Source organism: Inquilinus sp., from assembly GCF_057815775.1.
The window spans coordinates 1-7016 of record NZ_JBYRFX010000212.1 but is presented as its reverse complement, the minus strand read 5'-3'; the positions used below and the strand labels follow the sequence as shown (position 1 = coordinate 7016).

The 7016-nt window shown below is 66.9% G+C and carries 6 protein-coding genes; 4 read left to right on the top strand and 2 right to left on the bottom strand.

What is annotated here, in order from left to right:
• A partial coding sequence (locus AC3XYG_RS07460; RefSeq protein WP_489139179.1) for an alkaline phosphatase family protein occupies nt 1-1306 on the top strand: 1306 nt, incomplete at its 5' end.
• Here AC3XYG_RS07460 and AC3XYG_RS07455 read toward each other — a convergent pair.
• Entirely contained in the window at nt 1303-2214 is a 912-nt protein-coding gene (locus tag AC3XYG_RS07455) for a LysR family transcriptional regulator (protein WP_489139178.1), read from the bottom strand. The genes AC3XYG_RS07460 and AC3XYG_RS07455 overlap by 4 nt on opposite strands.
• 143 nt (nt 2215-2357) lie before the next feature.
• Here AC3XYG_RS07455 and AC3XYG_RS07450 point away from each other — a divergent pair, with 143 nt between their 5' ends.
• From AC3XYG_RS07450 to AC3XYG_RS07440, 3 genes are all read left to right on the top strand, one after another.
• Nucleotides 2358-3137: a class I SAM-dependent methyltransferase gene (locus tag AC3XYG_RS07450; protein ID WP_489139177.1), complete on the top strand. Its 780-nt coding sequence runs from the start codon at nt 2358-2360 to the stop codon at nt 3135-3137.
• Nucleotides 3134-3787: a pyridoxine/pyridoxamine 5'-phosphate oxidase gene (locus AC3XYG_RS07445; RefSeq protein WP_489139176.1), complete on the top strand. Its 654-nt coding sequence runs from the start codon at nt 3134-3136 to the stop codon at nt 3785-3787. Before AC3XYG_RS07450 ends, AC3XYG_RS07445 begins: the two co-directional genes overlap by 4 nt.
• Nucleotides 3788-4088: 301 nt before the next feature.
• Nucleotides 4089-6059, top strand: a complete 1971-nt coding sequence (locus AC3XYG_RS07440) for a M1 family metallopeptidase (RefSeq protein ID WP_489139175.1) — start codon at nt 4089-4091, stop codon at nt 6057-6059.
• Nucleotides 6060-6083: 24 nt separating this feature from the next.
• Here the strand turns inward: AC3XYG_RS07440 and AC3XYG_RS07435 are convergent.
• Nucleotides 6084-7016: heparin lyase I family protein (locus tag AC3XYG_RS07435; RefSeq protein ID WP_489139174.1), on the bottom strand; the 933-nt coding region annotated here is incomplete at its 5' end.

Here is a 7016-nt window from a genome sequence, read left to right as displayed (position 1 = left end):
GGGCCTGTATGAGCGGGGCCGGACCTTCGACGCTTCGAGCACGGTGCTGGGCGAGAGCGTCGTCAACGAATTCCAGAAGGCCGTGGAATCGCCCGGGGGCTTGCCGCCGGTGTCCTGGATCGTGGCGCCGTACAAATATTGCGAACATCCGTCGGCGGCGCCGGGCGATGGCGAGAACTTCACCGCGGCCATCCTGAACGTCCTCGTCCAGAACCCGAAGGTGTGGTCCAAGACCGTCTTCCTCATTATGTATGACGAGAATGACGGCTATTTCGACCACGTCCCGGCACCGATCCCGCCGATCAGCAGCGCCTATGGCCAGACGACGCTGGCGCAATGCGGTGCGGATGAAGTCATGACCGGGGCGACCCCGGTCGGGCTGGGGCCGCGCGTGCCGATGCTGGTGATCTCGCCCTGGAGCGTCGGCGGCCGGGTCAACTCCCAGCTGTTCGACCACACCTCGGTGCTGCGCTTCCTCGAGGAATGGCTGGTCGCCAAGGGCGCCGATCGCCACCGGATCCAGTGCCCGAACATCTCGCCGTGGCGCCGGGCGGTCTGCGGCGACCTGACCTCGGCCTTTGACTTCGGCGCGACGAAGAAATGGCCGTCGGCGGTCAAGACGGTGCCGGCCCCCCTCAAGAACGGCTCGGACCCGCTGGCGATCCCGAACCCCCAGGCCATGCCCAGCGTCGCCTATCCGTTCAAGCGGCCTGCCTGCCCGCTGCCCTACCGCTTCTACCTCCACGAAAACACCACCCGGGATGGCAGCTTCGCCCTCGATTTCTTCAATCTCGGGCGGGTCGGCGCGCACTTCATCGCCTACCGGAACCCGGAGCAGGATCGCCAGACGGCCTTCCACTACACCATCGAAGCCGGGAGGCTGCTCCCCGTTGCCCCGCCGGCGGACGATGTGAACGGCCAGTATCACTGGCGGGTGTTCGGGCCGGACGGCTATCTCGCGGAGTTCCAGGGCATCACCGAACGGCACGGGCCGCGTCGTGGGCCCGAAGCCCGGCTGGCCTATAATGTGTTCGGCGGCGGCATCCAGGTGACGTTGAAGAATTCCGGCGACAGGCCGTGCGAATTCGAGGTGTCGGAGGCCTACAACTCCTTGACCAAGGCGAAGGTTGTCCGGGGGCATTCCACGGAAATCCTGTATTTCCCGTTGGCGAGGTCGTCCTCCTGGTACGACGTGACCATCCGGCAGAAGTCCGACGCGAACTTTCTGCGGCGCTTCAGCGGCCGCGTCCAGACCGCGGACGATACCTGGAGCGACCCGGCGATCGGGAAGCCGCTGTCAGTTTAAGGCTTGGCCGGCTCGGCCTTGGAGCGGATCGGCGGATCGGATGTCCGGAACTGATCCGCTTCCTGGTCGAGCCAGTCACAGAACAGGCTGGATTTGCGGTTGCGTCGGGCGCGGCGCAGGGCGACGTAGTCGTGCCCGCTGTCGAGGAAGCCGAAGGGTGCGGTCAATCGTCCGGACCGGATGTCGTCGGTGACATACGGCCAGGGCGCGACGCAGACGCCGAGGCCGGCCCGCGCGGCTTCGAGCATGAAGTAGAAGTGTTCGTATTCGACGCCCGGGCCCGCTTCGACCGAGCGGCCCGAGCGCGCGAGCCAGTCGCCCCAGGCACGCAGCCTCGTCCGGGTGTGCAATTGCGGCAGACCCTTCAGGTTGTTCGGGACACCCTCTGCCAGTTGCGGGGCGAGCACCGGTCCCGTCTGCTCGGGGAAGAGGGGGATGATGTCGGCGCCCGCGGGCCACGGCGCGGTGCCGACGCGGATGGCGACGTCGAACCCGTCGCGGCTGAAATCCACTGGCTTCGACGAGGCCGTGAGGCGCACATCGATGTTCGGATGGTCGGCCTGGAAGCGGTAGAGGCGGGGAATGAGCCAGCGCATCGTGAAGGTGCCGGGGCAGGACACGTCGAGCGGACCATCCTCGGTGTCGGCCACGGCGCGGACGGAGGCGTCGATCTGGTCCAGGGCGGTCACCAGCCCCGACAGCAGGGTCGACCCTGCCTCCGTCAGGCGCAGCCGGTTCTTCGGCCCCTCGAACAAAGCAACGCCGAGGACAGCCTCGAGATGCTGGACCTGGCGGCTGACGGCGCTGTGCGTGACGTTCAACTCCTCGGCCGCCAGCGTCATGCGGCCATGGCGGCCGGCGGCCTCGAAGGCCCGCAGGGCGTTCAGGGAGGGAATGCGCCTGGCCATGTGCGTTTTCCGAACATTCGATGTGCCGTCATATCGGTTTTGTCAGTTGAACTGATGATGTTTCTTTCTGTCACACGAAATCGCTTCTGTCCCGAAAGGAACAGTCGCGCGGCTTTGTTCGAGAGCGAGATGGAGCAGGATTCATGAGCCGCAGGCATCAGGATGGCAGCGCCGGCGACGCGAATTACGGCGCGATCGGCACCGGCTACACCAGTTATCGCCAGCCCGATCCGCACATCGCCGCGTTCATCCGGGAGGCTCTAGGACCGGCCCGGACGGTCCTGAATGTCGGCGCCGGCGCCGGTTCCTATGAGCCGGTCGATCGTGAGGTCACGGCGGTCGAGCCGTCGGCTGCGATGCGCGCCCAGCGACCGGCCCACCTGCCGGTGGCGATCGATGCGACGGCGGAACAGCTGCCCTTTGCGGATGGCAGCTTCGACGCCGCCATAGCGACCTTCACCGTGCATCAATGGTCCGACCTGGCCCGCGGGCTCGGCGAAATGCGGCGCGTCGCGCGCGGGCCGGTCCTGGTGCTCAGCTGTGATCCCGACGCGCTCGACCGGTCCTGGCTGCACGCCTATGCGCCCGAGATGATCGCGGTCGAGGCGCGGCGCTATCCGGCGATGGCCACGATCGCGGCGGCCTTCGGCGGCGATGTCGAGATCATCCCCGTGCCCATCCCGCTGGACTGCGTCGATGGCTTCGGCGAGGCCTATTACGGCCGGCCGGAACGCATGCTCGACCCGGGGGCGCGGCTGGCCAATTCCGCCTGGAGCTTCGTCGACCCAAGCATTGGCGACAGGTTCACCGCGGAGCTCGGGCGTGACTTGGCCGACGGCAGCTGGGACCGGCGCTATGGCGCACTGCGCACGCAGCCCTTCTTCGAAGGTTCCCTGCGCCTCATCGTGTCGCGGCCGGCATGACCGACATGAAGGACGAGCTCCGCGCGCTGAAATCCCTGGCCGGCCCGTTTCCGCCCTTCGATCCGGACACGGCGCCGGACGATCCGCGAGCGCTGTTTTCGTCCTGGCTGCGGGAGGTGATCGATGCCGGCATCAAGGAGCCGCATGCCATGGTGCTGTCGACCGTCGACGCGCAGGGGGCGCCGGATGCCCGCGTGCTCATTCTCAAGAACCTGGACCATCGGGGCTGGCATTTCGCGACGACGGATAACGGGCCGAAGGGCCGGCAGATCGCCGGCAATCCCCAGGTCGCGCTGACCTTCTACTGGCCGGCGCTCGGGCGGCAGGTGCGGGTACGCGGCCTCGCATTCCGGGCCGAAGAGCAGGAGTGCGCTGCCGATTTCCTGGCCCGGCCGAAGGGCGCGAAGGCCGTCGCCATGCTGGACCGGCAGAGCGACCCCCTGGAGTCGGCGCAGGATCTCGACGTGGCTCTCGCGCAGCAGCTTCGCAGGCTGGAGGAGGCGCCCGATCTCGTCGCCGCCAACTGGGCGCTCTTCATCGTCAGCCCGCATGCCGTCGAATTCTGGCAGGGCGATGAGGGCCGCCGTCACGGCCGCCTCCGTTACCTCAAAGACGCGAATGGCTGGTCGCGCGATCGGCTGTGGCCGTAGCGCTCATGTCCCGATGCGCAACACCGGTTTCCTTTGACGCGACACTCCGATGATCTGAATTTAGTTGGAATTCGATATGACGAACTTCGCCTATCCATTGGATGCATGGGCCGCGCGAATCGTGCTTTAAGCGAGTCTCATCGGTTTCACGAATTCCTTCTTGATCGCGCGCGAAAGCATTGGCCGGTTCACTGTCGAAGCATAGCGCTTCGCGACGGTGGGCCATCCGGTCGTCGCTTTCCGGCACCGCGGTCAGCCCTGAGCCAATGGAGGCGGAAAGCCCATGCAGCGGATCAGCCGAGTGTCCCGTTCCCTAATCGTTTCGCTTCGTCCCGTGCCGATCCTGGCCGCCCTTGTCATCGCCACCCCGGCGCTGGCGGCGGAGTATCAGCCGCGCGAGACCTTCGCGCCGCGGGAGATGGGGCAGGCGGTCAACAGCTATCGATCGGGCAATGGCGCGCCCGGCCCGGATTACTGGCAGAATCGCGCCGACTATCAGATCAAGGCGACGCTCGACCCCAAGACGCCGTCCCTGAGCGCCGAAGAGGTCATCGCCTACACCAACAACAGCCCGGATGCGCTGGGCGAGCTGTGGCTGCAGCTCGACCAGAACCTATACCGGCCGGACAGCCGCGGCACCTACGCCGCCGGCAAGGCGGACAGCGGCTCCTCCGCCGGCTATGTGCTGGACGAGGTCGCGATCGAGCGTGACGGCAAGACCACGCCGGTCGCCGTCCTGGTCAGCGACACCCGCGGGCGGATTGCGCTCGACAAGCCGCTGTCGCCGAAGGGCGGCAAAGTCAAGATCCACATCCGCTACCATTTCGACATTCCGGGCGAGGAATGGGGCGGGCGGATGGGCTGGGGCAACGCCAAGGACGGCCCGATCTACAGCCTCGCGCAATGGTATCCGCGCATGCAGGTCTATGACGACGTCCGCGGCTGGGACACGCTGCCCTTCCTGGCCCAGGAATTCTACCTGGAATACGGCGAAATCGACTACGCGGTCACGGTGCCGAGCACCATGATCGTCGCCGGCTCGGGCGAGCTGCAGAATCCCAATGATGTTCTGACCCGCGAGCAGCGCGCCCGGCTCGACAAGGCCCGCACCAGCGACGCCACGGTGGCGATCATCACCCCGCAGGAGATCGGTGATGCTGCGACCCGGCCGAAGAAAGACGGCGCGCTGACCTGGCATTTCGCGATGAAGCACACGCGCGACGTGGCGCTGTCGATCTCGCCGGCCTTTGCCTGGGACGCGGCCCGCATCAACCTGCCGGACCACAAATCGGCGCTGGCCATGTCGTTCTATCCGGCCGAGAGCCAGGGCGCCGACCGCTGGGGCCGATCGACTGAATATCTCAAGGACTCGGTCGAGCGCTTCTCCACCCGCTGGTATCCCTATCCCTGGCCGGTCGCGGTCAATGTCGCCGGCCCCGACGACATCTCCGGGATGGAGTATCCGGGCCTGCTGTTCGATGGCATCAGCGACGCGGGCAAGGACCTGTTCTGGATCACCGCGCATGAGATCGGCCACACTTGGTTCCCGATGATCGTCGGCTTCGACGAGCGCCGCGACGCCTGGATGGATGAAGGCTTCAACACCTTCATCGACGTCTACCAGTCGGACGATTTCAACAAGGGCGAATACGCCCCCAAGCGCGACAGCGAATATGCGCCGGGCGGCGGCAATCCGGCCGACGAGATCCTGTCCGTGCTCAAGGACCCCAACGCGCCGGTGATCCTGTCGCGCGCCGACACGATCATCGAGAAGTACCGCCATCCGATCACCTACTTCAAATCGGCCTTCGGCCTGATCCTGCTGCGCGAGCAGATCCTCGGGCCTGATCGGTTCGACGCCGCCTACCGTGAGTTCATCGCCGCCTGGGCGTTCAAGCATCCCAAGCCGGCCGACTTCTTCCGGTTCATGGAGAGCGCCGGCGGCGAGGACCTGTCCTGGTGGTGGCGCGGCTGGTACGACCACAACTGGATGCTCGATCTCGCCATCGACAAGGTCGCACCGGGCGATGCGGGCAAGGGCACGGTGATCACGATCGCCGCCAAGGACAAGCTGATCCTGCCCGCGACCCTGCGCGTCGATTTCACCGATGGCAGCCACGAAGACTATCGCCTGCCCGCCGAAAGCTTCATCCGCCAGGCGGCCACGACGGTGACGACCGAACCCGGCAAGACGGTGTCGCAGGTCGTCCTCGATCCGGACCACAAGCTGCCGGACGAGGACCGCAGCAACAACGGCTGGAAGGCGAAATAGGGAGTCTGACGTCGATCCCCGGCGCTACGGGTCGAAGCGCCGGGGATCGACGGCGTCGAAGCCGTCGCCCCGGCTGAAATCGTCGAGCCGCACGACCAGCGGGTTGGTCGACGGGTCGCGGTAGGCGCCGAACTTGAAGTATTGTGCGCCGGCGTCGCGGAAGCCGATCGGGCCATGCACGGTGACGACCGGCCGGCCATCGGCCCAGATCTCGATGAAATCGTCGGGCCGGCTGGCGACGCGCAGATGCACCACCATGTCGACCCAGGCGCGGATGGGCGAGGGCAGCGGCCCCTGGCGGTCGATGGTCAGGCCCCTGCTGCAGTCGCTGCTGCGATCGGTCGGCATCTCCACACCCAGCGCATCGGCGCCGCCGTGCAGGAAGCTGTGGGCGCCGGGGAAATCCGAGAAGTCGTAGCCATCCTGCCAGGCGACCAGCACCCGGCATTGCCGGCCGGGCGTCGGGCCGTCCTGCTCCACCGTGATGTGGAAGGCGCCGTTCTTGAAGCGCTGCGCCAGGAACGGGCTGTAGCTGCCGCTCTGCTTCCACTGGCCGACGATCAGGCGGTTGCCGTCGTTCCGCACCGCCTCGTCGATGCGGAAGCTGAAGCCGAACCAGCGTTCGGTGCCGTTCGGCTCGGTCGGCTGCAGCCACAGCTCGGCGCGCTGGTCGTTTTCCGGCGCGAACACGGCGTCCGGCATGGTCTCGACGCAGCCGCTGCGGCGGCGCTGCACCGCCATCGGGGGGATCGCGGCCGGCAGCGAATCGCCCGGCAGCAGCGCCATGCCGGCACTGAAGCGGCCGGACCGGACCACGGTGTCGTCGAGGAAGAAGCGGTTCTCTTCCCGCGGGCAGGGCGCCCAGATCTGTGGGTCGATGCGACCGGTCTCGAACCCGTCATGGATCTCGGCCGCAGCCGCGGGTGCTGCGCTCAGGAGCAGGGCGATCGGCGGCAG